Origin of the sequence: Bradyrhizobium huanghuaihaiense (assembly GCF_007830635.1) — a bacterium.
Classification (GTDB): domain Bacteria; phylum Pseudomonadota; class Alphaproteobacteria; order Rhizobiales; family Xanthobacteraceae; genus Bradyrhizobium; species Bradyrhizobium huanghuaihaiense.
On the sequence record NZ_VLLA01000003.1, the window covers coordinates 255,520 to 279,041 of the forward strand.

23 protein-coding genes and 1 tRNA gene are annotated in these 23,522 nt (G+C 63.5%); 6 read left to right on the forward strand and 18 right to left on the reverse strand.

The genetic code is table 11. The features are described from left to right. Positions 1-224 precede the first annotated feature (224 nt). From IQ16_RS08935 to IQ16_RS46470, 5 genes are all read right to left on the reverse strand, one after another. Positions 225-581, reverse strand: a complete 357-nt coding sequence (locus IQ16_RS08935; protein ID WP_145831390.1) for a hypothetical protein — start codon at positions 579-581, stop codon at positions 225-227. A 735-nt stretch (positions 582-1,316) separates the two neighbouring features. Beyond that, positions 1,317-2,750 (reverse strand): phage/plasmid primase, P4 family, encoded by a 1,434-nt coding sequence (locus tag IQ16_RS08940; RefSeq protein ID WP_145831391.1) that lies wholly within the window; start codon positions 2,748-2,750, stop codon positions 1,317-1,319. Beyond that, entirely contained in the window at positions 2,747-2,998 is a 252-nt protein-coding gene (locus IQ16_RS08945) for a DUF6074 family protein (protein WP_145831392.1), read from the reverse strand. Before IQ16_RS08945 ends, IQ16_RS08940 begins: the two co-directional genes overlap by 4 nt. 6 nt (positions 2,999-3,004) lie before the next feature. Further along, positions 3,005-3,250 (reverse strand): hypothetical protein, encoded by a 246-nt coding sequence (locus tag IQ16_RS08950; RefSeq protein ID WP_145831393.1) that lies wholly within the window; start codon positions 3,248-3,250, stop codon positions 3,005-3,007. A 140-nt stretch (positions 3,251-3,390) separates the two neighbouring features. Further along, on the reverse strand, positions 3,391-3,525 hold the full coding sequence (locus IQ16_RS46470; protein ID WP_244635605.1) for a MerR family transcriptional regulator: 135 nt from the start codon (positions 3,523-3,525) through the stop codon (positions 3,391-3,393). A gap of 198 nt (positions 3,526-3,723) precedes the next feature. On the opposite strand from IQ16_RS46470, the gene IQ16_RS08960 reads away from it, so the two are divergent. Together IQ16_RS08960 and IQ16_RS08965 are read left to right on the forward strand one after the other, a co-directional pair. Next, entirely contained in the window at positions 3,724-4,329 is a 606-nt protein-coding gene (locus IQ16_RS08960; protein ID WP_145831395.1) for a hypothetical protein, read from the forward strand. Beyond that, on the forward strand, positions 4,307-5,545 hold the full coding sequence (locus IQ16_RS08965; RefSeq protein WP_145831396.1) for a tyrosine-type recombinase/integrase: 1,239 nt from the start codon (positions 4,307-4,309) through the stop codon (positions 5,543-5,545). The genes IQ16_RS08960 and IQ16_RS08965 overlap by 23 nt, the downstream gene beginning before the upstream one ends. A gap of 74 nt (positions 5,546-5,619) precedes the next feature. Here the strand turns inward: IQ16_RS08965 and IQ16_RS08970 are convergent. Then, a tRNA-Trp gene (locus IQ16_RS08970) sits at positions 5,620-5,695 on the reverse strand. 148 nt (positions 5,696-5,843) lie between these two features. Between IQ16_RS08970 and IQ16_RS08975 the strand changes: the two genes are divergently transcribed. Then, complete coding sequence (locus tag IQ16_RS08975) at positions 5,844-7,070, forward strand: serine hydrolase domain-containing protein (RefSeq protein ID WP_018647202.1); 1,227 nt, start codon at positions 5,844-5,846, stop codon at positions 7,068-7,070. A 148-nt stretch (positions 7,071-7,218) separates the two neighbouring features. Here the strand turns inward: IQ16_RS08975 and IQ16_RS08980 are convergent, their stop codons facing one another. Continuing rightward, the gene (locus tag IQ16_RS08980) at positions 7,219-7,986 is read right to left on the reverse strand and encodes an SDR family NAD(P)-dependent oxidoreductase (protein ID WP_020608099.1); all 768 of its coding nucleotides are present in this window, start codon (positions 7,984-7,986) and stop codon (positions 7,219-7,221) included. Positions 7,987-8,129: 143 nt separating this feature from the next. Next, complete coding sequence (locus tag IQ16_RS08985; RefSeq protein WP_018647200.1) at positions 8,130-8,828, reverse strand: histidine phosphatase family protein; 699 nt, start codon at positions 8,826-8,828, stop codon at positions 8,130-8,132. Between the two features lie 134 nt (positions 8,829-8,962). On the opposite strand from IQ16_RS08985, the gene IQ16_RS08990 reads away from it, so the two are divergent. Together IQ16_RS08990 and argE are read left to right on the forward strand one after the other, a co-directional pair. Further along, positions 8,963-9,748: an SDR family NAD(P)-dependent oxidoreductase gene (locus IQ16_RS08990; RefSeq protein ID WP_026312662.1), complete on the forward strand. Its 786-nt coding sequence runs from the start codon at positions 8,963-8,965 to the stop codon at positions 9,746-9,748. A gap of 1,059 nt (positions 9,749-10,807) precedes the next feature. Continuing rightward, positions 10,808-11,980: an acetylornithine deacetylase gene (gene argE, locus IQ16_RS09005; protein ID WP_018647198.1), complete on the forward strand. Its 1,173-nt coding sequence runs from the start codon at positions 10,808-10,810 to the stop codon at positions 11,978-11,980. 117 nt (positions 11,981-12,097) lie between these two features. On the opposite strand, the gene IQ16_RS09010 is transcribed toward argE, so the two are convergent. The 3 genes from IQ16_RS09010 to IQ16_RS09020 all read right to left on the reverse strand — a co-directional run bounded on the left by IQ16_RS09010 (position 12,098) and on the right by IQ16_RS09020 (position 15,532). Continuing rightward, on the reverse strand, positions 12,098-12,724 hold the full coding sequence (locus tag IQ16_RS09010) for a LysE family translocator (protein ID WP_018647197.1): 627 nt from the start codon (positions 12,722-12,724) through the stop codon (positions 12,098-12,100). A gap of 366 nt (positions 12,725-13,090) precedes the next feature. Further along, positions 13,091-14,149, reverse strand: coding sequence for a phosphotransferase family protein (locus IQ16_RS09015; protein WP_018647196.1), 1,059 nt, complete (start codon positions 14,147-14,149; stop codon positions 13,091-13,093). Positions 14,150-14,296: 147 nt separating this feature from the next. After that, positions 14,297-15,532, reverse strand: a complete 1,236-nt coding sequence (locus IQ16_RS09020; RefSeq protein WP_145831399.1) for an acyl-CoA dehydrogenase family protein — start codon at positions 15,530-15,532, stop codon at positions 14,297-14,299. Between the two features lie 211 nt (positions 15,533-15,743). Between IQ16_RS09020 and IQ16_RS09025 the strand changes: the two genes are divergently transcribed. Beyond that, the gene (locus IQ16_RS09025; protein WP_018647194.1) at positions 15,744-16,406 is read left to right on the forward strand and encodes a TetR/AcrR family transcriptional regulator; all 663 of its coding nucleotides are present in this window, start codon (positions 15,744-15,746) and stop codon (positions 16,404-16,406) included. 3 nt (positions 16,407-16,409) lie between these two features. Here IQ16_RS09025 and IQ16_RS09030 read toward each other — a convergent pair whose 3' ends face one another. The 7 genes from IQ16_RS09030 to IQ16_RS09060 form a co-directional block, all read right to left on the reverse strand. Beyond that, a complete protein-coding gene (locus tag IQ16_RS09030) occupies positions 16,410-16,802 on the reverse strand; it encodes a RidA family protein (protein ID WP_026312661.1) in 393 nt (130 codons plus the stop codon). Positions 16,803-16,895: 93 nt separating this feature from the next. Continuing rightward, positions 16,896-17,111 (reverse strand): hypothetical protein, encoded by a 216-nt coding sequence (locus tag IQ16_RS09035; RefSeq protein ID WP_018647192.1) that lies wholly within the window; start codon positions 17,109-17,111, stop codon positions 16,896-16,898. Positions 17,112-17,286: 175 nt separating this feature from the next. Then, complete coding sequence (locus IQ16_RS09040; RefSeq protein ID WP_018647191.1) at positions 17,287-18,162, reverse strand: beta-keto acid cleavage family enzyme; 876 nt, start codon at positions 18,160-18,162, stop codon at positions 17,287-17,289. Between the two features lie 210 nt (positions 18,163-18,372). After that, complete coding sequence (locus tag IQ16_RS09045) at positions 18,373-19,602, reverse strand: CaiB/BaiF CoA transferase family protein (RefSeq protein ID WP_018647190.1); 1,230 nt, start codon at positions 19,600-19,602, stop codon at positions 18,373-18,375. A 167-nt stretch (positions 19,603-19,769) separates the two neighbouring features. Then, positions 19,770-20,975 (reverse strand): MFS transporter, encoded by a 1,206-nt coding sequence (locus tag IQ16_RS09050; RefSeq protein WP_026312660.1) that lies wholly within the window; start codon positions 20,973-20,975, stop codon positions 19,770-19,772. 130 nt (positions 20,976-21,105) lie between these two features. Beyond that, positions 21,106-21,933, reverse strand: a complete 828-nt coding sequence (locus IQ16_RS09055) for a 3-oxoadipate:acetyl-CoA acetyltransferase (protein ID WP_018647188.1) — start codon at positions 21,931-21,933, stop codon at positions 21,106-21,108. A gap of 121 nt (positions 21,934-22,054) precedes the next feature. Further along, positions 22,055-23,452, reverse strand: a complete 1,398-nt coding sequence (locus tag IQ16_RS09060) for an MFS transporter (RefSeq protein WP_018647187.1) — start codon at positions 23,450-23,452, stop codon at positions 22,055-22,057. Positions 23,453-23,522 lie beyond the last annotated feature (70 nt).

Genomic DNA, 23,522 nt, shown 5'->3' on the forward strand with positions numbered 1-23,522 from the left:
CTTGGTCATCAAATCATAGAGAGTGGCCATCTGCCAGCACGGCAGAAGTTCAAATTGTCGGCTTCGGGTCAAGATGCGAAGAACTCAACCTGAGCAAATCTGGTCCGCTGTGCTTCGCTTAGCGGACTGAACCAGGTGCGCTGCTGCTTCGCTGATGGTCACGACCGGTAATGCTCCGACCTGTCGTAAGGTTTCCGTCGACATTTCCTAGTTCCACGTGAGCGTTAGACACCGCCTTGCGCTTCTCGGCCAACGTCGCCGGTGTTTCCCTTCGGCGGTATCACCTCGCGGAAACGAGCAAGATTGCGTATCGGCACGCTCATCAGGAATGGCAGAGCAACGACCTCCCAGAGGTCAGCGTTGCTCTTCTTTTTTCGGCCGTAACCATTTGGGTGAAGTCCAAAGACGTGCGCTTGACAGAGCCTGCGCATTTGGCTCTCGGATACGCCCGCGACGTGCGCGGCCTCCTTTAGCTCCAAGGTATGGAGCTCCCCGGGCGAGGCCTGCTGGCGTGCACGGAGCAGCCCAAGAACTACCTCTAGCTTGGTGATCAGCGTCTCGTCGGACGCCTCGAAACTCATTCCGTAGCCTCCAAATCGAGCTGTGGGAGCGCGGGATGATCGGCTAGCGCGAAGAGCCTGCGCCGCCGATAGCTGCCAATGACGGTGACACGGCCGCTCCCGACGAGCCGCCGCAGGGCTCGTCGGGTGGCCCACAACCGCGGCGGCGGGGCGGTCCGGTGCCAGCCTCGACGCGTCACGAGCCGGGCGTCGTAGACGCTAGCAGCCAGCTCGGCAGCGCTCATTCCGTCGTGCTCAGCGAGAATGGCGAGGATGCGCCTAGGCAAGCGTCGGTTCGGGCGGGAAGCGGTACCGAAACTGACGGAAAGCGCTGACATTACTGGCTCCCCAACCGCGAAACGAAACTGGGATTTTTGAAACCCCAGATACGCTTATTTACCGGGCCCGTCGCGCTCGCATGGCCTTCCAGAGGAATAGAGTTTCTACCTTTTTTCCACATCAGATTGCGGCGTGTTTGCGTTGCCGAGCTCGCTGGTGCGGGTTCGCAGGTCACGGTGGGGAGAGACTGGGCAGGCATCGCACCGCCGCCAGCGAGCGGCTCAGATGTAGACCTGCGATCGGTCGCAGCGCCGCTGGCGGCGGTTTGTTCAACCCGCTGCTCGACAGCTCTCTGCGACCGCGCACCTGTAGGTGCGCGGTCCAGTGACAAATGTGACGCATAATGACAGGTCTTCCGTATAACTCTTATGCGCGCGCGTGAATGTCCGGATAAATGAGGGAACCCGTCACAATCCGTCATCTGTCACCTGATCCGTCATCGTGATGGCTGATCCTCAACCCGCGAAAGAAGCGGACCGCGCCTGAACGGCCGGATTGGAAACCTCGCTTTTGCATCGTCATGGAGAAGGATTTGACGGTGCCGGGTTTCTCGCCGGCCTGCGACGCGAAGGCCTTCCAAGACGCGTAGAGCTTCGCGGTCGCCTCCGTGAGGCGATCGTTGGTTACTTGTACGTCACAGGATGACGACAGCCAGTGCCCGAACAGGTCTTGATCCTCGAAGTAGGCGGCAGTGGCAGCGACTACGCTCTGCGGTCGCGTGAGCCGATTGCGTTGCCAGTCGAGACACCCGTCGATCATCCACCGAAGGATTGCCGGCCATTCGCCGCGGAGCCGCTCAGTCAGTCCCAAATCGGGCTTGGTCGGCTTGTGTAGGAACGGGACGATATTGAAGCGGCGCCGGGTCGCGGCATCAACGTTGGCGAGCGTCGGTTGGTGATTTCCGATGATCGTCAACTTGAATTCCGGCTCGAACGTGAAGAAGTCGCCGCGCATGAAGCGCGCGGTGATCGCATCGCCGCCCGTCAACTGTTTGATGCGGTTCTCCGCCCAGGCGCGACCGTGCTCAGTCTCGCTCGCAGCGACCAACCGTGCACCCCGGAGCATTGCTAGCTCAGTCGGGTGTCGGTCGTGGTTGCTGGCGGTGAATGTGTCGGCAGGTGCGACGACCGCGTAAGCGCCCATGATGCCGACCAGCGTGTTCAGAAAGACACCCTTGCCGTTGCCTCCGTCGCCATAGCAGAACACCAAGGCGTGCTCTGACACGTCGCCGGTGAGACAATAGCCCGCCCACTGCTGCAGAAAGAGAACTGCCCCCGCGTCGCCGTTCGTCGCTTGATTTAGGAAGTCAATCCAGATCGGACAGTCGGCGGTCGCGCTCGGCGCGACTGCCGATATCCTCGTGATCCCTTCCTCGGGTCGACTGCGTCGTAGCGCTCCATTCCTGAGATCTACTGTGCCGTTCGGGGTGCCGAGAAGGTAGCGGTCGATATCCCAGGCAGCAGATGTGACGGCAAAGGCCGGGTCACTTTTTGCGTACCTTTCAACCCCGCTCGCGAAGGCGTTCTTTCTCACCTCGCGGAGCTGCTTCGCCTCACCTGTCTCCGTGATCTCTCGTGCAAGCACGCGCACAAACTCGAAGGCGACATCAGTCTCATCACGTTGCCAATGTGATCCCGACCAACAGTACCAGGCGCGGGCGTGGTAACAGTAGCGGAGGCGCCCGACATATCGTTGAGCAAACACTCGGGCGATGCCGTCTTGAGTGACGGTCCTCTCAAGTTGATGGTTCTCCGCTGCGATTTCGTCCGGCTTGATGTCGCTGATTGGAATGACGACAGGCTTCGCGTTGACGATGGCCTGCGAGAAGCGCGGATCCCGTTTTGTGTTCATGCCGCCCCCGGCGAATTATTGATGTTCGGAAAAGCGCGCGCCCAGAGTTCGCCCGCGAATTCGTAGATTTCAGCCTCGATCTCGCTGCACTCGACGCCGATGTCCTCGAGCCGATCCCACTCCATACCTAGACGGTCCAGGAGGAAGTGCTCGACCGCATCGGGTCCGATACGGGACATTTCGCGAGACAGCCGCGCTACCAGATGGCGGTCGCGCCGCAGCGGGAAAGCGTGCACGCGCGCAGTCATGTCGGCTCAAAAGCTCTCTTCCATGGCAGGTACGTGGTCGGCCGCGCGCTCTTTCGGCGCGCGGGGAGATCCGAGCTGCTTCATCCATCTCGCGACCTCGCCAAGTTGACGCTCGGCTTCGATGACCTCGTCGAACGACAGGCCACCCGCGAGATCGCTCTGCTCGTGTTGTTCACAAAAGGATGAGAGCTCGCGCACCAAGCCGAGCAACTTGCCGGCGCGGCGATAGGGGCTGAGAAGGCGTTCACTCATTCTCGGTCCTTTACTGGCGGAGAGAATGCGCCGCCCCAGGTCGTGGACACCCTGGGGCGGCGCTGTGCCGCGCGCGGCGTACTTCCGGCCACGCGGCGGCTGCGCCTGCGTCGGAGACTGTGACGACGCGGCAGCAATGCTTAGATCGCGCCGATCTCTTTCAGCATCCGGTCGAAAGCGGCCTTCGGGACCTTCATGAGCTTTCCGAACCGAGTGACAGGAATGTCCCCACGCTTCGCAGCTTCGTACGTGGCGTTGCGCGTGAGCCCGAGCATCTGCCCAGCCTCCGGCCAAAGCTCATAGGTGAGACGTGGGACCTCTTGGGCGGGACCGTTCTGGCCCCCCTGCTCCAAGCTCCGTTTCATGCTGGCTGCTCTCGAATTTTGGTGGTTCACCAAATATTCAGTGATTGAGTGGAAAAGCAAGGTTTATTTCTGGGCAACCACCAGAAATCGTGCTAGTCGGGGTTGGCTATGCGCAGTTTGACCAGTTTTCTGCCTGATCTGGTCCCGATATTCGGGATATCAGAACAGGCGATCTATGAGCGCCAGCGCGCGCTCGTCCGGATCGGCATGCTCGCCGCGCCAAAGGGGCGCGGTCGCGGGAGCGGGGTCGAGGCCACCCCGGGAACCGTCGCTCGTCTCCTGGTGGCGGTTCTAGCGACCGATAATCTGTCGGACACGGATGAGCGGGTCCACAAGCTTGCTCTCGCCCCGTTCACTGCAACCGACAAGCGGGCCTCCAAATCGGGCGGCGCCAAGTGGGACCGATGCCCTTGGACCGGTGCGCAGACGTTCGTGGACGCTCTGGCTTTTTTGCTATCGCCGGAAGCCCCTATTCTGCCTGCGCCCAAGCCGGGAGCTCACACATCCGTTCGCGTCTATCGAGGAAGTCTCGGGGCGAGTATCGGCTTCGTTTGGTCTCGCCGACCCGGCAAAGGCCGAAGTGAGTTCGGTCAACCTGATTACGCCGCTAACAATCGGATCAAGGTCGAGGCGCAACTGCCCTTCGAGGCTCTCCGAGCTATTCACCAACGATTGAATTTTGGAGAACGGGATGAGCACGCCTCCCAGCCATAAGCGGCCCTCACGGCGATCCCACGGCGACGGGAGCATCGATCGCCGAGGCGAAGACGTTTACCGGTTGCGATACCGCGTCAACGGGCAGCGGTTCACCAAAACCTTTCACGGCAGTCTGAGCGAGGCGCGCAAGGAATTGCGCGCCCTTCTTCGAGCCGGCGATACCGGACAGCACGTCGATCCAAGCAAAATGACGGTCGGGCAATGGATCGATCAATGGGTCTCCGCCGGCGCGCCTGGTCGAAGGAAGAAGAAGGTCGGCCAGCGCACTCTCGAGCGATATGAAGAGCTGCTCCGAGTTCACGTCAAACCCAAGCTCGGCGAGAAACGGCTGCAGAGGCTACAGGCCACTGAGATTGACCAGCTCTACAATGAACTGGATGCCCTACTCGACGAGGAGGGTGAGCGCGCGATCGCGCCGATGACGCTGCACCACGTGCACGTCACCTTCAATTCTTGCCTTTCGACTGCCGAGCGAAAAGGCCTGATCAGCACCAATCCTATGCGCCGGGTCGAACAGGTGCCCTCAGGCGGCGAGAGCGATCACGGACTTGCTCTCGACGAGGCCGATCTCGCTAAGCTGGTGACCGGCTTCAAACCCACTCCAGCGATGTACGCTCCCGTCGCGGTCGATGCCCAGACCGGCGTCCGCCGGAATGAACTGCTGGCCTTCCGATGGGCTGACTTCAACGAGGAACAGAAGACGCTGAAGGTCGAGCGCGCCCTCGAAGTGACGAAGAAATTCGGGGTACGGTTTAAATCACCCAAAACCTGGCGGGGACTGCGCACCATCGCGCTGGATGACGCGACCGTCGCGGTCTTGGTGGCTGAACGACAGACGCACCAGCGCCTGATTGCGAGCATCCCAGAGGGGACCGACGTCGACCTGTCCTTAGTCCGATTGCCCGATGAGGCATTGATCTTCCCTGCCCTGCCGGAACTCACCAAGCCCCGGGACCCCAGCGCGTTCTCAAAGCAGTTCCGCCGCGGAGCGGATGCGCTCGGGTTTGACGGCTTCGAATTCCATCATCTTCGGGGGACCCATTCCACGCTCTTGCTGGACAAGGGCGTGCCCGTCCATGTAGTGGCGGAGCGCATCGGAGATGACCCGGCGGTGCTGCTTCGAAACTACGCCAAGCGGAAGCGCAAGCAGACCGCAAATACCTCAATGCTGCCGGTCATCAACGCCCTAACGTTGGGAAATTCTGAGACCTGACCGCGCTTGGGTCCAAGTTGGGTCCACGTTCTCAGTGCGTTCGGCAAATATGTCAGCTAAGTTATTGATTTTACTGGCAGGAGTGGCAGGGCTCGAACCTGCGACCCCCGGTTTTGGAGACCGGTGCTCTACCAATTGAGCTACACTCCTACGAACCTGCGTCGCCGCGGCTCAGGGCCGCTTTCAAGCACAGGGCACGACCGGATTGCAAGGGAGAAGCGCACAAGGGCGGCTTGTTCACACCGCGACTTCTGGGCGACAGTCCGTCCCGAACGATAAGAACAACCCGGGAGCCCGCATGAACGCCGCCCAAGCCGCCCATAATCCCGCCGTCGCAGCCCAGACGCCGCCTTTGCCGGAAGCCAGGCCCGAGACGCTGGGGCTGTCCCGCCCCCGCCTCCAGGCCATGTCGGACGCCTTCAAGCGCGAGGTCGACAAGGGGACCGTCCCCGGCATCACGGTGCTGGTGGCGAGGGGCGGCCAGGTCGGCTGGTTCGAGGCGCTCGGCAGGCAGAGCCCAGCGGGCGCGGCGCCGATGGCGCGCGATTCGATCTTCCGGATCTTCTCGATGACCAAGCCGATCGTCTCGGTTGCGGTCATGGCGCTGGTCGAGGACGGCCACCTCCTGCTGGGCGATCCCGTGGCCAAGTTCATTCCGGAGTTCGCCGACCAGAAGGTCGGCGTGGTCAGCGGCGGCAGGCTGGAGCTGGTTCCGCCCAGGCGGGCGATGACGGTGCAGGACCTGCTCCGCCACACCTCCGGCCTCACCTATGAGCACCAGGGTGACGGTCCGGTACACAAGCTCTACCAGGAGTCCCGCGTCCGCAGCCGCAAGATCAGCAATGCCGAGCACGCGGCGCTGGTGGCGAGCTTCCCGCTGGTCTGCCATCCCGGCGACGAGTTCAACTACAGCCGCTCCACCGACATCCTCGGCCGCATCATCGAGGTCATCAGCGGCAAGTCGCTGGGCAGCTTCCTGACCGACCGCGTCCTGGCGCCGCTGCAGATGGCCGAGACCGGCTTTGCGACCTCCGGGGCCAGCGCCACCAGGCTCGCCGAGCCGTTCGCAGCCGATCCCTGGACCGGCGACAAGGTCGCGCTGTTCAACATGCTGGAGCAGCCGGTGATGGAATCCGGCGGCGGAGGCCTGGTCTCGACCACGATGGACTATGCCCGCTTCGCGCTGATGCTGCGCAACGGCGGCACGCTCGACGGCAACAGGATCATCGGCCGCAAGACGCTGGAGCTGATGGCGTCCGATCATCTCGGACCCGGCGTTCCCACCAATGGCACGCTGCTGTCGCCCGGCCACGGTTTTGGTCTGGGCTTTGCGGTGCGCCGCGAGGCCGGCATCGCGCCCTTCCCCGGCAGCGTCGGCCAGTATTTCTGGAGCGGCATCGCGGGCACGTTCTTCTGGATCGACCCGAAGGAGGACCTGTTCGCGGTGTTCATGAGCCAGGGGCCAGGACAGCGTGACTTTACGCGGACCTTGGTGCGGGATTTGGTTTACGCGGCGGTGGAGTGAAGTCTCGTGCCCCGGACGCGCTGCAACGCCCTTAGCGTTGCTGCGCAGAGCCGGGGCCCATGCCTCCGCGATCCCGCCCTCTCACCTTCTGGGTCCCGGCTCAGCAGTGCGGTACTACGCACCGCACTGCGTCCGGGACACGAGGCCATCAGCTGATCGTCGCGCCGCCGTCGATCACCATGGTCTGGCCGGTCATGAAGTCGCCGGCCTTCGAACCCAGGAACACGGCCGCGCCGGCGATCTCGTCGGGGATGCCGATGCGCAAGAGCGGCGAGCGCGAGGTCGAGGCCTTCAGGTTCTCCGGATTGTCCCACAGCGCTTTCGCGAAGTCGGTCTTGATCAGGCCGGGCGCGATGCAGTTCACGCGGATGTTGTGCTTGCCGTATTCGCAAGCGAGGTTGCGCGCGAGCTGCATGTCGGCGGCCTTCGAGATCGCGTAGGCGCCGAGGATGGTTGAGCCCTTCAGGCCGCCGATCGAGGAAACGATGATGACCGAGCCGTCCTTGCGCTCGATCATCTGCGGCACCACCATCGAGATCAGCCAGTTGTTGGCGACGATGTTGTTGTCGAGGATCTTGCGGAACTGATCGTCGGAGATGCCGGCGAGCGGGCCGTAATACGGATTCGATGCCGCGTTGCAGACCAGCACGTCGATCTTGCCGAAGGCGCGGTTGCTCTCGTCGACGAGGTCTTGCAGATTCTCCTTCGACGAGATGTTGGCGGCGACCGCGACCGCGGTGCCCTTGCCGAACTTGTCGTTGATGCCTTTCGCCACCTGCTCGCACACGTCGGCCTTGCGCGAGGAGATCACGACCTTGGCGCCGTGCTCGGCCATGCGCTCGGCGATCGCAAGCCCGATGCCCCGCGTCGATCCCGTGATGACAGCGACTTTCCCCTTCATGTCGAACAAGGTCATGTTTCTCTCCCAGATTTTGATTTTCGTAGGCGACGTCATTCCGGGACGGTCCGTAGGACCGGACCCGGAATCTCGAGATTCTCAGGTGCGCAATTGCGCACCATAGTTCGATGCTTTGCATCGCCCCGGAATGACAACTTAAATCACGCGAGCTTCTTGACCTCCGGTCCTGCCGGCTGATGCATCGCCGCATGCGCGTCATCCGCGATCCACGGTTGCTGATTGACCATCGGCAGCCGCCAGACGGTGCGCTCCGGGCTTGCGAAATAGTCGAGCCGCGTCACCGACACGTTGTCGATATCGAACGCGAGCCCCTGCTCCGGCAAGTCACCGAGCGCGAGCCCCACCGCGGCTTTGATGGTGCCACCGTGCGCGACCGCGATAATGTCCTGCCCCGCCGCCTCGATGTTGATGCGCTCGATGGTACGGCGGGTGCGGTTGTAGAGATCCATGAAGCTTTCGCCGCCGGGCGCCGGCTCGTTGATGTCCGCGAACCAGCTGGTGCCGACGGGACGGCTGGCAATGAACTGGGCGCGGTTCATGCCCTGCCAGCGTCCGAGATTTTGCTCGGCGAGGTCCGCTTCCCATTTCATCGAGGCAGGCCGCGGAAAGCCGGCCGCCCAGATCGCTTCGGCCGTCTGATGCGTGCGCTGAAGATTGCTCGAATACCAGACCGCCTTGCGTGGCAGCACTTTGGCAACAGCATTGAACACATAGGTGTCGCTGGTGTCGCAGGCGATATCGCTCTGCCCGTAGATGTTGCCGCCGTCATTGCGCACCGGCGCGTGACGGACCCACCACCACCGTGTCATGACCACATTCGGCTTGTCTTCGGCTGCCATCGAAACCCTTCCATCCCGTCTGATGTCGCTGTACGTGAGTAGGCAACGTGTCTCAAGACACTTTACCGTTTGAAATCTTGTTTGAAATTCCGCCGCGCGGCAAGCGTCGCGAGGCCACCACAAGGGAGAAGCGCATGGGTCGTCTGCAAGGCAAATCCGTCATCATCACCGGCGCCGGCAGCGGCATCGGTCGTGCGGCCGCGCTGCTGTTCACCAAGGAAGGCGCAAAACTGATCGCCGTCGATCGCACCGAGGCAGTGAACGAGACCGTCGCGGAGATCAAGAAGGCCGGCGGTGTCGCGGAAGCGATGGTTGCCGATGCCGGCTCCGAAAAGGACGTGATCGCCGTCATCGACAAGGCGGTGAAGACGCATGGCCGGCTCGACGTGATCTGGGCCAATGCCGGCGTCTCCGGCGGGCTCGTCCCGCTCGCCGAGCAGACCGTCGAGCACTGGCAGGAGATTTTGCGCGTCAATCTTATCGGACCGTTCCTCGCGGTGAAATACGCGATGCCGCATATGGTGAAGCAGCAATCGGGCGCGATCGTGCTCACCGCCTCCGTCGCAGGCCTCAAGGCCGGCGCGAGCGGGCATCCGTATGCGGCGAGCAAGGCCGGCGTGATCAGCCTGGTGCAGACCACGGCCTATTCGCTCACCGGCACTGGCGTGCGCATCAACGCGGTCTGCCCCGGCCTGATCGAAACCGGCATGACCAAGCCGATCTTCGACCGCGCCAAGGAGCGCGGCACCCAGGACAAGATCGGCCAGCTCAATCCGCTGAAGCGCCCCGGCCAGCCGCACGAGCTCGCGGCGATGGGACTGTTTTTGGCAAGCGACGAGGCTTCGTATGTCAACGGCCAGGCGTTCCCGGTGGACGGCGGCCTCACGGCATCGATGCCGTATACGGGGAAGCCGGTTTAGGCACGTGCTCTCGTGTCCCGGACGCGACGCAGCGCGCAAGCGTTGCGGCGCAGAGCCGGGACCCAGAGTGCCGCAAGCATGGGCCCCGGCTCTGCAGCGCACCGTCGAAGAGACGCTGCGCTGCGTCCGGGGCACGAGAGCGGAGTTGTCGCGCACATCGACCCCGTCATTGCGAGCGCAGCGAAGCAATCCAGAGTCCTTCCGCGGAAAGACTCTGGATTGCTTCGTCGCAAGGGCTCCTCGCAATGACGGAGTGTGGGGTGACGGCATAGCTTCTTCAATTCGCGTTTCCCTCGCAGACACAGCTTCGCATCCTCGCGGCATCTTCCGCCCGAGCTTTGCTTGGCTGCCCCCAGTGAAAGAGGGCGCAGGGAAGACCGGGTGCCGGCCGGGCACCCACGGTCCACTGTGCGAAAGGTGGCAACAAAGAATTTGCACAGCGGCATACAGGTGAAGCCAAACATCCGGCCTTCCCTGCGCAGTGGTTTTACGGCTTATGTCGTGATCTCCCCGGGGAGCGATGCACTATTGCCCCGTCGCCGTGCGGATGACTGATGCGCGGACCCGGTCGGGCCGCAACATCACCGCAAGACTTGACGCACAGACCCCGGGCGTCAGGACCACACGATTTTGCCGTACGTGAACCGCACCTGTCGCTGGCGCGAGGACTTCGCTCACAGTTGCCTGCCCTGCGAAGCTTTTCGCGCCGGTGCAACTCACGTCCACCGCCGCCCGGCCCGCGTTCGTGACGATCGCGATACGCCCCTCTTCCTTGGGCCGGGTTGCGCAAACTATCCGTCAATTCCGAATTTCGGTAAAGTAGAATATTTTCGGCGAGCGGTCTCGACCAATGGATGGCGTGTTTTGCCCGACGGGCAACACAAGGAATTGTAGCCCGGATGAGCGAAGCGACATCCGGGATTCACGGCACGAGCCTTCCCGGATGTCGCTACGCTCATCCGGGTTACGGAACTGTGTTGATTTGCCCGACCGCCCATCGCATTGGTATGGTTCCTGCAGGCAACTCAGCCTCTCCAATCTCCTGACAAGACCGTGACAATGCCAAGCTCAAGACCCGACCGTATCCGAAAACTCCTCGCCGACCTCGTCGGCTTCGACACCATCAGCGACCGCACCAACCTGCCTCTGATCGCCCATATCGAGAGCTATCTTGCCGCGTTCGGCATCAAGGGCGAGCGCATCACCGACGAGACCGGGCAGAAGGCCGCGCTGTGGGTCACGATCGGGCCGCAGGACCAGCCGGGCTTCGTGCTGTCGGGCCACACGGACGTGGTTCCCGTCGTGGGCCAGGACTGGAGCCATGATCCGTTCAAGCTCATCGAGCGTGACGGCAAGCTCTACGGCCGCGGCACCACCGACATGAAGGGCTTTGTCGCGGTGTGCCTCGCCATGGCGCCGGAGATGCTGGAAGCCAGGCTCAAGACGCCGATTCATCTGGCGATCTCCTACGACGAGGAGATCGGCTGCGTCGGCGTGCGGCCGATGCTGCACGAGGTCGCGAAGAAGAAGGTAAGGCCGCTCGGCGCCTTCATCGGCGAGCCGACCCAGATGCAGGTTATCATCGGGCACAAGGGCAAGCACGGCGTCCGCGCCACGTTCCACGGGCTCGCCCGCCACTCCTCGATCGCGCCCGACGGCGTCAATGCGATCGAATATGCAGCCGAGCTGATCGTCGAGATTCGCCGCCGCGCGGTGGCGCTCGCGGCTGCGCGATCGACGGACAGCCTCTACGACGTTCCGCACTCGACCCTGCTCACCAGCATCGTGCATGGCGGTGCCGCGCTGAACATCGTGCCCGACACCTGCGCGGTGGATTTCGAATGCCGCGGCATCGGCATCACCGAGTCGCGCGAGGTCACGGATGCGATCGTCGCCTGGGCCAAGGCGGAACTCGAGCCGGCGATGAAGGCGAGGCATCCGGACTGCGGCATCGATTTCGAGGAGATCCTCGACTATCCCGCGCTCGACACCGCCGCCGACGCGGCCATCGTCACGCTGGCCAAGAGCCTTGCAGGACGCAACGACCACGCCAAGGTCGCCTTCGGCACCGAGGCGAGTTTGTTTGCGAGCATGGCCGACATCCCCTCGGTCGTGATCGGCCCCGGCGCGATCGCCCAGGCGCATACGCCTGATGAGTTCGTGGAGATGGCGGAACTGGAGAAGTGTGCGGGGTTCGTGGAGAGACTGATCGCGCATTGCGCGAAGGGGTAGTCTCGTCATTGCGAGGAGCGAAGCGACGAAGCAATCCAGACTGTCGCCGCGGAAAGACTCTGGATTGCTTCGCTTCGCTCGCAATGACGAGAGTGTGTGGGAACAGAGCGCTGCGCCTCACCGCTCTTGCAAGGCCAGCCTGACACCGACGGCGCAGTAGATGGTCCCAACCACCTTGCCCTGCCACTTCACCACGGCCGGGTGGCGGCGCAGCAGATTGCCGAGACGGCCGGCGCCGACGGCGAACACGACGGTGCTGAGCAGGCCAAGCAGCACGAAGACGGTGCCGAGGATCGCAAGCTGAACTGCGATCACACCGTGCTCCGGCCGCACGAATTGCGGCAGGAAGGCGAGGAAGAACAGCGCCGTCTTGGGATTGAGCACTTCGGTCAGCACGGCCTGCCGGAAGGCGCGGCCCGCCCCGATCGTGGTGGCGCCGCCGTTCAGCTCGATCGGCGCCTTGTCGAGCATGGCGCGAATGCCGAGATAGATCAGGAACGCCGCGCCGGCATATTTGACGATGCTGAAGAGCAGCGCGGATGTCGCAATGATCGCCGAGAGGCCTACGATCGCCATGCTGGTGTGGATCAAGTCACCGGCCGCAATCCCCGCGCCCGTCGCGATGCCCACCCTCGTTCCCGAGCTGACGGCCCGCGCCATGGTCAATAAGGTCGCCGGACCGGGAATGAAGACAAAACCGAGGACGATGAGGACGTACGTGATGAGCGTGGTGTGATCGATCATGCGCGGGTCTCACGTGGCTTGGGCGCACACAGAAATACAAGGACACGGTCGCTTGCGAAAGGCGCTGACACGGCGTGAATTGCGAGTCTCGTATTCCGCCTCCTCGTCATTGCGAGCGCAGCGAAGCAATCCAGACTGCCCGCCGCGGAAAGAATCTGGATTGCTTCGCTTCGCTCGCAATGACGGTGGAACGAGCTCGCCTCATCACAGCTGTCATACCCCGGCTTGACCGGGGCATCCAGTACGCCGCGGCTTCTCGGTTCGTACACTGGCGTCACTGGAATAGTGGATTGCCCGCTTTCGCGGGCAAAATAGCGACGCGCCAAAGCAAAAAAGGCGCGGCCATCGACCGCGCCTTCGCTAGTCCTACACCGCGCCCGCCTTCTGCGCGTACTGCCATGACGCCTGCGACAGCGGCACGGTGCGCTTGGCTGACTCCAGCGCCTTGGCGTTGGCGGCGGTGCCGTCGCGGATGCGGCCGGCGATGCCCTGGGTGATGCCGGCGAGGCGGAACAGATTGTAGGAGAAGTACCAGTTGAGGTCAGGCACGCTCACCCTGGTGACGTTGCAGTAGATCTGCGCGGCCTCTTCCAGGCTCGGAATGTTGAGCGCCTTGAGGTCGACGCCCTGCAAGCCCGGCATGATCCACTGCATGAGCAGATAGGTGAAGTCGGCCATGGGATCGCCGAGCGTCGACAGCTCCCAGTCCAGCACGGCCTGAACGCGCGGTTCCGTTGCGTGGAAAATCATGTTGTCGAGGCGATAGTCGCCGTGGACGATCGAGACGCGCGCCTGCTCCGGCACGGTCTTGGGCAGCCATTCGGCGACCTTCTCGAACTCGGGAATGTGCTGCGTTTCCGAGGCCCGATACTGTTTGGTCCAGCGGTCGATCTGCCGCGCGAAATAATTGCCGGGCTTGCCGAAATCGCCGAGGCCGATCGAAACAGGGTCGAACATGTGGAGTTTCGCCAGCGTCTCGATCTTGCTGGTGAAGATCTTGCGGCGCGCGTCGGCATCCTGGCTCGGCAGCGTCGGATCCCAGAATACCCGGCCCTCCTCCATCGACATGATGTAGAAGGCAGCGCCAATGACGCTGTCGTCCTGGCACAGCGCATAGGCGTGCGCGACCGGAAAGCCCTGCTTTCCAAGCGCCGCGATGACGCGATACTCGCGATCGACCGCATGCGCCGACGGCAGCAGCTTGCCGAACGGCTTGCGGCGCATCACGTAGGAACGCTTCGGCGTGTTGAGGCGATAGGTCGGGTTGGACTGGCCGCCCTTGAACTGCAGCACGACCAGCGGGCCTTCAAAACCTTCGACGTTCTCGCGCATCCACGCCTCGAGGCGCAGCTCGTCGAAACGATGCCGCTCCTCGACCGGCTTGGTGCCCGAGAACTCCTCGTCTTTCCTGACGCCGTCAGCCACGGTGACGCTCCCTCTTCAGTCCTGACCATTTCAGGTCGAGCATGATCCTAGCGGGCCACAGCTGATGCACTTGCGTCAAGCCGTCGTCCGCCGTGGATCATGCCCCGTCGTTTCTTCAAGTCGGGAGCGCCGCTTGGGCTCCCCCTGTCAATGACTGGGAGAGTTTGCATACTTCCGAAGTTCAAGTCTGGCAATGGCGCGATTGTGCACCTCGTCCGGACCGTCGGCGAGACGAAGCGTGCGGATGTGGGCGTAGTCTTTGGCAAGGCCCGCCTCATCCGAGACGCCGGCGCCGCCAAAGGCCTGGATCGCCTGATCGATGATCTTCAAGGCCATGTTGGGGCCTGCAACCTTGATCATGGCGATCTCGAGCTGCGCGGTCTTGTTGCCGACCTTGTCCATCATGTCGGCGGCCTTGAGGCACAGCAGGCGGTTCATCTCGATGTCGGTGCGGGCCTCGCCGATACGCTGCTCCCACACACTGTGCTCGATGATCTTCTTGCCGAACGCGGAGCGCGAGGCGAGCCGCTTCACCATCTTCTCCAGCGCCTCCTCGGCCTTGCCGATGGTGCGCATGCAGTGGTGAATACGGCCCGGGCCGAGGCGGCCCTGCGCGATCTCGAAGCCGCGGCCTTCGCCGAGCAGGATGTTCTCCTTCGGCACGCGCACGTTCTCGAGCAACACCTGGGCATGGCCGTGCGGCGCGTCGTCGAAGCCGAACACGGGCAGCATCTTCTCGACCTTGATTCCGGGCGTGTCGAGCGGAACCAGGATCTGCGACTGCTGCTGGTGCTTGGCGGCCTTGGGATCGGTCTTGCCCATCAGGATCGCGATCTTGCAGCGGGGATCGCCGACGCCGGACGACCACCATTTGCGGCCGTTGATGACGTAGTGATCGCCGTCCTTCTCGATACGCGTCTCGATGTTGGTGGCATCGGACGATGCGACTGCGGGTTCCGTCATCAGGAAGGCCGAGCGGATCTCGCCGTCCATCAGCGGACGCAGCCATTTGCGCTTCTGCTCCTTGGTGGCGTAGCGCATGAACACTTCCATATTGCCGGTGTCGGGCGCGGAACAGTTGAACACCTCGGAGGCCCAGGTGATGCGGCCCATCTCTTCCGACAGCAGCGCGTATTCGAGATTGGTCAATCCCGCGCCGCGGAATTCATCATCTTCATGCTCGTTCGGCGGCATGAACATGTTCCAGAGGCCTTCGGCCTTCGCCTTCTTCTTGAGGTCCTCCAGCACCGGGATGACCTTCCAGCGCTCGCCGCTGCGATCCTGCTCGTCATAAACAGGGACCGCCGGGCGCACGTGCTTGGCCATGAAGGACCGCACGCGGTCGAGCCATTCCTTCTGCTTGGGGGACAGGTCGAAATCCATGGGACGCTCCTCGTTTCTCTCTCGTTGGTCCTTTTGCGCCGGACTGTCCTCCCGCCGCGCGCGGCCCGCAAGCGCGAATGCGCAAACTTGCGAGCGCCCCGGAACCCAGCGCAGTTGCGAACGAGTCCCGATTGCGGATTGACTTTTCCCGGCCTTCAAACGATAGTTTCATACAACTGTTTGAATTGCAACTCCCTCCCCGAGGGCACCCATGGCCAGCGATCATACGAGGTCTGCCATTCTCGCCGCCGCCGAACGGCTCTATGCCGATCGCGGCTTCGGCGACGTGACGCTGCGCGACATCGTCGCGGAGGCCGGCGTCAACCTCGCCGCGGTGAACTATCATTTCGGCTCCAAGGACGAGCTGATCGCAGAATTGTTCGTCACCCGCTCGATCGCCACCAACCGCGAGCGTTTGCGCGAACTGAAGGCGGCGGAAGAAGAAGGCGGCGGCCGCGCGCCGATCGAGGTGATCTTGCGGGCGCTGGTCGGGCCGACCTTGCGGGGCTGCCTGGGGCCTGAGAACCAGCGCTCGACCGCAGCGCGCTTCATGATCCGCGCCTCGATCGAATCCGTGCCGCCGATCCGCCGCATCAAGAACCGCGAGATCGACCATTTGCGCAAATTCGCCGGCGCGATGCGCAGGTCCCTGCCCGACCGCAACGACGTCGATATCTATTGGGGCCTCAACTTCGCGCTCGCGATGGCACACCACACCATTCGCGAGAGCGAGCGCCTGACAAAGCTGTCGGAAGGCAAATGCGACCTCGACGACGTCGAGGACGTGGTCGCGCGCGTCGTCAGCGTTGCGACGATGGCGCTGACGGCGGGACGGGCGGAAGCGAAGGCGCCGTCAAAGGTGGCGGCGCGCTAGACCTCACATCATCGCGATGCAGTCGATCTCGACGTCGAAGGGACCAAACCATTCCGGCGTGCAGACGAAGATCCGTGCCGGCGGATCGTGCGGGAAGTAGCGCGCATAGACCGCGTTGAATGCGGCGAAGTGTTTTGTCGAGGTGCAGTAGACGTTGCACTTCATGACGTTGTCGAGCGAGGCGCCGGCCGTCTCGAGGCAGAGCTTCATCTGCTCCATGATGATCTCGCTCTGGCGCTCGATCGGAGCGGCGGCGATTTCGCCGGTCTCGGGATCGAACGGCGGCAGCCCGGCCACGAAGATCATGTTGCCGGCGCGCGTCACCGGCGAGGTCGGCGCCTTCCAGCGATCGAGAAACGACGAGATCGGTTCGACGCGGAGCGCTTCGCGTTTCATGGCGGCCACCTTCGATTGGAGCGAGACTGACGCCTTGCTACATCATTCTGCAGCCGGCATGCTTCGCTTAGGCTCGAAGTGTGGTTGCGGGAATTACGCCCGCCGCGGCATCTCCTCGGCCTCTTCCTTGGCGAGCAGCAGCAGCATCTCGATGCCCATCTCACCTTCCTGCGGCGAGCGGATGAACTTTATTTCGTCGGCGCTTTGCCGCAGTGCGGCAATGATGGCGACGGCCTGATTGGCGGTTGCCGCCTCAGTCGCCAGAATGGACTTCTGGTTCTTGGACTGAAACCCGATGGTGTAGGACATTCGTTCCCTCCCGCGCTCACGTGAAGAGATCGAATCAGAGTCGCGCGCCGAGTGGAAGCCTGTGCGACTACGGACCGGGATTATCTGGGGATTGCGCGCAAGCTCCACGCAAGGCCGCGCGAACGCCACGTTGTCGTCACCAGTCTCTGGTTAGCGATCCGATGCCGACACAGCGTTATGCCAGCCCCAGCATGGCACGCACATCTTCCGCCGTCGCAACGCTCGCACCGAGGCTCTTCACGATGCCCGCGGCATGCGCGACCAACTCGGCATTGGTCTTCGCCAGCACGCCCTTCGACATATAGAGATTGTCCTCCATGCCGACGCGGACATGGCCGCCGAGCAAATAGGCCTGCGCCACCATCGGGAATTCGGCGCGGCCGATGCCGAAGCCGGACCAGATCGCGCCCGGCGGCAGCAGGCTGCGGGCATAGAACATCGTCTCCGGCGTCGCCGAGAAGCCGTACTTCACGCCGAGCACGAGCGAGAACAGGCCCGGGCCCTTCAGCGTGCCGTCGGCGAACAGGTCGCGCGCCAGATGGCAGTCGCCGGAATCGAACAGCTCGATCTCCGGCAGCACGCCGGCGGCCTTCATCCGTTCGGCCATGATGCGGACGTTGCGCGGCGTGTTGATCACGACCTCGCCGCCGGAATTCATGGTGTTGAGATCGAGCGTGCAGATGTCGGGCTTGAGCAGCTCGATGTGCTCGACGCGCTTCTCAGGGGCAAGCAGCGTGGTGCCCGGGCCGGCGACGCGGGGGTCTTCGTGCGAAGGAACAAAACGTCCGCCGGGACCGGTCGTCAGATTGATGACGAGGCTCTTGTTACGGGCACGGATGCGCTCCATCACCTCGCGGTAGAGATCGATCTCCATCGAGGGACGTCCCGTTGCGGGATCGCGCACATGGATGTGGGCGATGGCAGCACCGGCTTCCGCGGCCTCCAGCGCGGATGTCGCGATCTGCTCGGGCGTGATGGGGAGGTACGGCGACTGCTCGGGTTTTGTCAGGTTGCCCGTGATGGCGCAGGTGATGATGGTTTTGGCGGTCATGCGCAGTTGTCCGATCTTGCCGTAACTTTAGGAGCGCGAGCCTGTCTTACCCTCCCCTGGAGGGGGAGGGTCGGCGCGAAGCGCCGGGGTGGGGTGATCTCTCAACACGGGCAGCGTCCGACGCGGAGAAACCGTCACCCCACCCCGCTGCGCATTCCGCTTCGCTGCATGCGCATCGACCCTCCCCCTCCAGGGGAGGGTAAGAGCGCGTCAGATAATCCCCTGCTGCTTCAATTCCTCGATCTTCCCGGCATCATAGCCGAGCTTGCCGCCGAGCACCTCCTGTGTGTGCTCGCCCAGCAGCGGCGGCGCGCGGTAGTCCTTGACCGGAGTCTCTGAGAAGGTCAGCGCGTTGCGGATCAGCGACAGCTCCGGCTCGAACTTGTGCTCAGTCTTCACCCGCATGCCGCGCGACTGGACGTGCGGGTCGGAGAACACCTGCTCGAAATTGTTGATCGGCCCCGAGGGCACGCCGGCCTCCTCCAGCTTGTCCAGCCAGTACGCCACCGGTTTTTTAAGAAACAAGCCGGCGAAGATCGCCATGATCTCCTTGCCGTGCACGACGCGGTCGTTGTTCTTGATGAAGCGCTTGTCATTGGCAAGCTCAGGCTCGCCGAGCACGGCACAGGTGCGCTGGAACTGACCGTCATTGCCGACCACCAGCATCAGCTCGCCGTCGGTGCAGCGGAATACGCCGGCCGGCATGCCGCCATTGCCCCAGGTGCCGCGGCGCGGCGGGGTCTTGCCGTTGACGAGGTAGATCTGCAGCCAGTGCGACAGCGATGCGATCACGGTATCGAACAGGCAGACATCGATGTGCTGTCCCTGCCCGTCATTGGCGTCGCGATTGTAGAGCGCCGACAGAATCCCGATCGAGGCATTCATGCCGGTCATGTAGTCGACGATCGACGGGCCGACCTTCATCGGGCCCTCCCCCGGCTCGCCGTCGATATGGCCGGTGACGCTCATCAGCCCGCCCATCGCCTGCAGGATGGCGTCATAGCCAGCGCGCGGCGCGTAGGGGCCGGTCTGGCCGAAGCCGGTCACCGAGCAATAGATGATGCCGGGGTTGATCGCCTTGATCGTCTCGTAGTCGAGCCCGTAGCGCTTGAGATCGCCGACCTTGTAGTTCTCCATGAAGACGTCGACGTCCTTGGCGAGCTCGCGGATGATCGCCTGCCCTTCCGGCTTGGCGATGTTGACCGTGACCGATTTCTTGTTGCGGTTGGCGCAGAGATAGAACGAGTTGTTGTTGTTCGACTTGCCGTCGGGATCGGTCAGGTAAGGCGGGCCGAAGGCGCGCGCGTCATCGCCGGTGCCCGGCCGCTCGATCTTGATCACCTCCGCCCCGAGATCGCCCAGCATCTGGGCCGACAAGGGCCCGGCAAGGACGCGCGTGAGATCAAGGATCTTGATGCCTGAGAGCGGCAAGGCCGACATGTCGGTTTCCTCCGGGAACTGGTGTTGGCGCGGTGGCTCCAGCCAGGCCGCGCTCCCTGCGGATACACCATTTTCGCGCCCTGAGCACTGCGCTCCGGGCATAAGGGCATCCGCGCGCCGGCAGCGGGAGCGACCGTGCTGAGAATTTCCGTGTCGCGAATATAGCGTCAGGTCGCTGCTGCGGCCGCGACCTGCGGCCGCCGGCGGCCGAGCAGGACCAGGATCAGCACCGTTGCGCAGGAGCAGACGAAGGTGAGACCGAGCGCACTGCGGCTGCCGTACTGGGTGAGCAGGCCGGCCAGCAGCGGCGGAGACAGCGCGGAGGCGAGATTGAGCGGCAATGCGATCATCGACATCGCCTTGGCGAACTCGGCCTGGTCGTAAAACACCAGCGGGATAGTCGCCCGCGCCACCGCCATTGCGCCGCTGCCGGCGCCGTAGAGCAGGATGAAGACGGCGACTGCCCAGGTCGCCCCTTCGCTCATCATCAGAAGAAGCATGGCGACGGGCAGCGCCGTGCCGGCCACCAGCCCGGTCGTGATGCCGTCCCACCGCCCGCCGCCGAGGAAGTCGAGCCCACGGGCGCTGACCTGGATGACGCCGAGCATCGAGCCGAACGCGACCGCCTGGGCCGGCGCCAGCCCCTCCGCCCGCAGCAGCTCGATGAACACGGCACCGAGGCCGAAATTGACGAAGGCATTGAGGGTGATCGCGGAGACCACGAGGCCGAAGGTGCTGCGCGCAACCGGCGGCGCATCCGCGTGCCTTGCCGGCACCGGGCCCTCGTCCTTCGCGACGCTCCGGCGCGGCGCGGCCAACGCATAGAGCGGGAGCGAGACCACGATCAGCATGGCGGCGTAGACGAGGCACGTCCAGCGCCAGCCAACGAGACCGTTCAGGAACGATGTGGCCGGCCAGAAGATGCTGCTCGAAAGTCCCGTCACCAGCATGAGCGCGCCGATCGCGCTCTTGGCCTGCCGCCCGGCGACCTCGTTGAGCATGATATAGGCACCGGTCGAGAGCGTGGCGCTGCCGGCAAGGCCGAAGACGATCCAGGCGGCGAAATAGAGGGCCGGGTCGCGCGCGAAGAACAGAAGCACGAATCCGGGCACGCTGACGACCGTGCCGATCATCATCACCTTGCGCGCCCCATGCCGCGCGAAAGCCTTGGCGAGCCAGGGCGCGCACAGTCCCATGGTGACGTAAAGTGTCGAGGTGCCCGCAAACACCATCGGCAGGCTCATGCCGAGATCGGCGGCAAGGTCGCGGCCGATGATGGGCGGAAGGCCGATCGTTCCCCATCCAATGAGCTGGGTGATTGCAAGCACCAGCAGGACCCCGATGAGCCTGCCGTCAGATTTCAAGAACCGCATTCCAAACGTCGCCTGCCCCAGCTGCGTGCCTGTGCACAGACCCGTCATAGCGGGAGTCTTGGCGCAGCGGAATGCCGGCCGCCGAATGGCAGTCGGCAGCCTTGAGCATGTCAGGAGGAGGCAGTAGCCCCTATCCCGCGAGCCCGAGCAAGGATCGCGCCTCGGCCGCGGTCGCAACGCGCCGACCGTGGCGCGCGACCGCCTCGCAGGCGACGGTCACGAGCTCCGCGTTGCTGGCGGCGAGCCGCGTCTTGTCGATCCTGATATTGTCCTCGAGCCCGGTGCGAACCGCATCAGCGCCCCGCGCGAGCGCCCAGCCCATGACCTCGGCTTGGTGCCGCCCGATCCCGGCAGCAGTCCACGTCGCTTTCGGAATCAGGCGCTTGAGCTCTGCCAGAAGGATGTCGAGGACGTGCTCGTCGGCCGGCATCGCGTTCTTGACGCCCATGACGAACTGCACATGCGGACGTGCGTCCATCAGCCCCGCCTCGATCAGGCGGCGGGCGCCATGCAGATGCGACAGATCGAAGATCTCGATTTCCGGCCGGACGTCATTCGCCTTCATGCCGGTGGCGAGAGTCTCGACCAGGGCGGCGCTGTTCTCGTAGACGATGGTCGGAAAGTTCACCGATCCCGTGGACAGCGAGGCCATGTCCGGCTTGAGATAGAGCGATGAGCCGCGCGCCGAGGGATCGCGTCCGCGCCCGCCGGTCGAGAACTGAACGATCATCCCCGGACAATGTATCCTGATGCCCTCCTGCACCAGCGCAAAGCGTTCAGGATCCGAGGACGGCGTCTCGTCATCGTTGCGAACATGAATATGGGCAAGCGTGGCGCCGGCCTCGAAGGCCTGGTGGGTCGATTCGATCTGTTCGGACGGCAGGATGGGCACCGCCGGATTGTCCTTCTTGCGCGGAACGGAGCCGGTGATAGCGACAGCAACGACGACGGGGTTCATCCCTGGACCTCATGATGATCGCGCTCGCGCGCGCCGAGTTCGACTAGGCAGTTACATAACAAGTCGAGCCCTGCCGCTGCAAACATCATCGCTCGCAGCGGCAGGCTTTCTTACGTCAGCGTCAGGTCTGAACTGCGGCCGCTCCGCCCGCAGCTTCCGCACGCTGCCGCTCATAGTCGGCCTGTGGCATCGGAACGGCCTTGGGGTTGCCGAGATCGTCGATGCGGATCCGATAGGTTTCCCGGGCCGAGACGGCCGCCAGCGCCGCGATGACCGTGATGCCGAAGGCGATCGCCCCCACCGTCAACGGGATGTTGTCCGAGCCGGGAGGCGCCACGGTCGCAAACAGGGCGGGAAGCAACGCGGTGATGGTCGTACCGATGTTCTGCGAGATCGCCATCGCCGACACCCGGGTGCGGGTCGGAAACAGCTCCGGGTAGAAGCTCGGGAAGATCGCGTTGTAGCCCTGGTAGACGACGCCCCACATCAGCAGCGACAGCAGGATCGCAAGCGGCACGTTCCTGATGCTGATCGCATAGAGATAGCCGAAGGCCAGCAGGCCGGAGAGGAGCGCACCCACGACGATCGGAGGCTTGCGGCCGACCTTGTCGGAGAGATTGCCGACGAAGGGAATGACGAAGATGGCCAGCATATTTCCGAGGACCGGGATCCACAGATAGACGTCCTTGGCAAAACCGATGCCATAGGCCGGCTGGACCGCATAGGCCGCACCGAAGATGGTCGCAACGACGGGGATGACGTTCATCAGGGCCATGCAGATGACCCTGAGCATGTCGCGCCAGCTCAGCTTGATGGCCTGGACGATGGGCGACCGTGGCGTTTCTCCCCGCTCGCCCTCTCGGGCGAAGGCGGGGGTTTCGTCGACTTCGCGGCGAATGATGTAGCCTGCGACGATGACGAAGAAGCTGAGCAGGAAGGGAATCCGCCAGCCCCAGCTGTTGAAGGCCTCGGTCGGCATGTAGGCGGCCAGCGGCAGGAACACGGCTGCCGCGAGAATCTGTCCGGCCTGCACGCCCTGAAGGGCGAAGCTCGCGTAGAAGCCGCGCCGACCGAACGGCGCGTGCTCCAGGATCATCGAGCTCGCGCCGGAGATTTCACCGGCAACGGCAAATCCCTGCACGAGGCGCAGGATGACGAGCAGGATCGGCGCGAGGATGCCGACCTGGTGATAGGTCGGCAGAAGGCCGACGGCCATGGTCGAGATGCCCATCAGGAACATGCAGACGATGAGCACGGTCTTGCGGCCATGGGTGTCGCCCCAATGTCCGAGGACGAAGGCGCCGATCGGACGGGCCACATAGCCGACGCCATAGGTCGCCAGCGAAGCGATGATGGCGACGGTGGGATTTTCCGACGGGAAGAAGATTTGCGGGAAGATCAGCGAGGCGGCAGTCGCGTAGATGAAGAAGTCATAATATTCGAGAGCCGAGCCAATCCAGCCGCTCGCAGCAGCCTTCTTGGACTGACTCCTGTCGTGGATCGCGCGAGTCGTGGTCATCTCAGAAATTCCTCCACTGGGTTTATCGACGTCCCGTTGGCGGGCTTCGGTCGAAATCGGACAGCACTCT

Excerpts from the sequence above, each read along its gene's own strand:
- IQ16_RS08935 (WP_145831390.1), bottom strand. The coding sequence starts at position 581 with ATGAGTTTCGAGGCGTCCGACGAGACGCTGATCACCAAGCTAGAGGTA.
- IQ16_RS08940 (WP_145831391.1), bottom strand. The coding sequence starts at position 2,750 with ATGAACACAAAACGGGATCCGCGCTTCTCGCAGGCCATCGTCAACGCG.
- IQ16_RS08945 (WP_145831392.1), bottom strand. The coding sequence starts at position 2,998 with ATGACTGCGCGCGTGCACGCTTTCCCGCTGCGGCGCGACCGCCATCTG.
- IQ16_RS08950 (WP_145831393.1), bottom strand. The coding sequence starts at position 3,250 with ATGAGTGAACGCCTTCTCAGCCCCTATCGCCGCGCCGGCAAGTTGCTC.
- IQ16_RS46470 (WP_244635605.1), bottom strand. The coding sequence starts at position 3,525 with ATGCTCGGGCTCACGCGCAACGCCACGTACGAAGCTGCGAAGCGTGGG.
- IQ16_RS08960 (WP_145831395.1), top strand. The coding sequence starts at position 3,724 with ATGCGCAGTTTGACCAGTTTTCTGCCTGATCTGGTCCCGATATTCGGG.
- IQ16_RS08965 (WP_145831396.1), top strand. The coding sequence starts at position 4,307 with ATGAGCACGCCTCCCAGCCATAAGCGGCCCTCACGGCGATCCCACGGC.
- IQ16_RS08975 (WP_018647202.1), top strand. The coding sequence starts at position 5,844 with ATGAACGCCGCCCAAGCCGCCCATAATCCCGCCGTCGCAGCCCAGACG.
- IQ16_RS08980 (WP_020608099.1), bottom strand. The coding sequence starts at position 7,986 with ATGACCTTGTTCGACATGAAGGGGAAAGTCGCTGTCATCACGGGATCG.
- IQ16_RS08985 (WP_018647200.1), bottom strand. The coding sequence starts at position 8,828 with ATGGCAGCCGAAGACAAGCCGAATGTGGTCATGACACGGTGGTGGTGG.
- IQ16_RS08990 (WP_026312662.1), top strand. The coding sequence starts at position 8,963 with ATGGGTCGTCTGCAAGGCAAATCCGTCATCATCACCGGCGCCGGCAGC.
- argE (WP_018647198.1), top strand. The coding sequence starts at position 10,808 with ATGCCAAGCTCAAGACCCGACCGTATCCGAAAACTCCTCGCCGACCTC.
- IQ16_RS09010 (WP_018647197.1), bottom strand. The coding sequence starts at position 12,724 with ATGATCGATCACACCACGCTCATCACGTACGTCCTCATCGTCCTCGGT.
- IQ16_RS09020 (WP_145831399.1), bottom strand. The coding sequence starts at position 15,532 with ATGGATTTCGACCTGTCCCCCAAGCAGAAGGAATGGCTCGACCGCGTG.
- IQ16_RS09025 (WP_018647194.1), top strand. The coding sequence starts at position 15,744 with ATGGCCAGCGATCATACGAGGTCTGCCATTCTCGCCGCCGCCGAACGG.
- IQ16_RS09030 (WP_026312661.1), bottom strand. The coding sequence starts at position 16,802 with ATGAAACGCGAAGCGCTCCGCGTCGAACCGATCTCGTCGTTTCTCGAT.
- IQ16_RS09035 (WP_018647192.1), bottom strand. The coding sequence starts at position 17,111 with ATGTCCTACACCATCGGGTTTCAGTCCAAGAACCAGAAGTCCATTCTG.
- IQ16_RS09040 (WP_018647191.1), bottom strand. The coding sequence starts at position 18,162 with ATGACCGCCAAAACCATCATCACCTGCGCCATCACGGGCAACCTGACA.
- IQ16_RS09045 (WP_018647190.1), bottom strand. The coding sequence starts at position 19,602 with ATGTCGGCCTTGCCGCTCTCAGGCATCAAGATCCTTGATCTCACGCGC.
- IQ16_RS09050 (WP_026312660.1), bottom strand. The coding sequence starts at position 20,975 with ATGCGGTTCTTGAAATCTGACGGCAGGCTCATCGGGGTCCTGCTGGTG.
- IQ16_RS09055 (WP_018647188.1), bottom strand. The coding sequence starts at position 21,933 with ATGAACCCCGTCGTCGTTGCTGTCGCTATCACCGGCTCCGTTCCGCGC.
- IQ16_RS09060 (WP_018647187.1), bottom strand. The coding sequence starts at position 23,452 with ATGACCACGACTCGCGCGATCCACGACAGGAGTCAGTCCAAGAAGGCT.